This window comes from Tessaracoccus sp. OH4464_COT-324 (assembly GCF_003932855.1).
Classification (GTDB): domain Bacteria; phylum Actinomycetota; class Actinomycetes; order Propionibacteriales; family Propionibacteriaceae; genus Arachnia.
This window is the reverse complement of sequence record NZ_RQYZ01000037.1, coordinates 1-2,210: the sequence shown is the minus strand read 5'-3', so window position 1 is coordinate 2,210 and position 2,210 is coordinate 1. Positions and strand designations below refer to the sequence as shown.

Sequence of the window (2,210 nt, the reverse complement as noted above, 5' to 3'; positions counted from 1 at the left end):
TCATCGCGGTCACCGTTTTGGGTCAGGCCCTCAGACTCGGCAAACCCAGTCGAAGAATCCTTATCCCTGGCACCAACACCCGGCTTCGTCGAAACGAAACCCTCCGGAGCAGTCACCGTCACCTTGTACTTCTGCCCAGCGGTCAGCACCGGCAGATGATCGAACGTGTACCGGCCTTGGTCGTTGGTCTTTGTGGGCTGCACGACGTTGCCGTCGACGTCGGTAACCTCGCCCCCGTTGGGGCCGGTGAGCGTCAGCGTGACACCGGAAAGCGGCTGGTCGGTGTCGTCCTGCTTACCGTCCTCGTTCACGTCCAGCCACACGTAGTCACCGACGGAGACGGAGCCGGGGCGCTGGGCGTCGTTGGTGAGCCGAACCTCGGTCCTGCGCTTGTTGCCGATAACGAAGGATGCGCTCTTCTTCGGCTCCCCGACACCCACCTGGAACTGGGGCTCGCCCCAGACGACGTTTGCCGCAGGGCGAGCGCTGTTGGGATCTTCCGTGAGCGTCACCGTGGTTCCGACGGGGAAGGTGCCCGGGTAGTCGACGGTCTTGCCCAGCTGGGCGGTGAGCTTCACCGGATTGGTGGGAGCCTTCCAGGTCGGGTAGTCGGCGGGCTGCTTTCCGTCGGGCAACTGCCAGGCGACCTGAACGTCGAACTCCGTGCCCGGGGCCACTTTGGTGACTGCGGTGCCCGAGAGAAGCTTGGCCACGCCGAAACCGCCGAACCCGTCCTCCATCTCCACGGTTACTGTGAAGGTTTCCATGTAATCGGTGCTGCGCGTGTACTTCAGGCCCTTCGCGGTTCCCTGCAGGTCTGCGGTATTGCTGTACTGCACGCCTGCGACGGGAAAGCCATCCGGGGTGTCGAAAAGAGACTGATACTGGAGGTAGTAATTCGCCGTCGGTTGGAAGGGCCCCGTTACCGTGAATGTGGCCACCTGCGGCTTTTCCGGCTTGTCAAACTCGACCGTTATCTTGAACTTGCCGTATTTGTCGGTGCGCTCGCCCTTAACAGTCGAAAGCAGTTCGTACCGGGGAGCCGTATCTCCTTGGATATCCCGCAGACGCAGCTGCAGGCGCTCCGGGTCAATGTTGAAGTATTGCCCTTGCGTCAGGGTGTCCTTCCAAACCACCTGCCGCAGCTGGTCCGGGGTTCCCGCGACGTCGTTGGGCAGCAGCGTGCTGTTGAACGTCACCGTCCAGTCGATGTAGTTGCGGCTGCGCAGAACCGACGACGCCCACTTCGAGGACACCGGGCCGGAGTAGTGCTTTGGCGCTATGATGCCGCCCTCGCCGGGCAGATCGAACATCACTCGCTTGCCATTCACAGTGAACTCCGCCTCCGTCGCCTGGGTGGCTTCCGTGGCCTGAATGATCAGCGTGCCGCTACCGCGGATGTTGGTCTGGCCGAGGATGTTCTCGTTGAACGTACAGGTCACCAAGCTGGTGTCGTTGATGACGCATTCCCCCACCTGCACGCTGGTTTCCGGCTTGGGCGTGAAAACGAGCGGAACCCGCTTGCCTACTTCTAGGTGCCGGAAAAGCGGGCCGATGCCCAGGGTGAACGAGTCGCCCGGCCGAGGGTCCGCCTTGCTGGCGTCGTAGGTGAACTTCAGCACCGCGCGATCGTAGCGGTAGAACTTGTTGTCTCCGGCCCGCTGATGCGATAGCTCGGTGATGACGACATCGATCTTTTCGTTGACTTCCGCCCTGGCTACGCCCCCACCTGCGTAGCTCAGCAGAAGTGACAGAAACAGCGACATAGTTAGCGTTATCGCCAGCCAGCCGCGTGACTTCTTTTTCAGCATTCTTTCCTTCCTGAGGGGTTTGCCCAAGACATGCACCGACGGGGGCAGCGCTAGCGAGCAACCATTGGGTTTGGCGACCCGCATGTGTCGAATACGTTTGATCGGAGGGGTATTCATCATTTGGGCGGTTACATAGTAGCGGAGCGCAGCACGGAGGGCCACTGCGATTCTCGCCAGGCAATTTCTAGAGGCTGACGCACCGAGTACAGGTGATAAGGCCGCAAAACAGGGAAGGGGGTTGGGGTGGAGTTGAACTCCGCCCCAACCCCCTTCCCGGGTTGGATCTTTCCCCCTGCACCAGGGGGATTAGATCAGACGCCCGTCTTGGGCAACTTCACCTTCGGCCGCGGGTAGAACCCGAAATCCAACGTCAGATCAGACTCGCCATCACGAGTCAAA

The 2,210-nt window shown here is 61.0% G+C and carries 1 protein-coding gene; it reads right to left on the bottom strand.

The annotated features are described in order from the left end of the window. The coding region (locus tag EII42_RS11955) for an SdrD B-like domain-containing protein (RefSeq protein ID WP_158676504.1) at positions 1-1,811 on the bottom strand (1,811 nt) is incomplete at its 3' end. Positions 1,812-2,210: the final 399 nt, after the last annotated feature.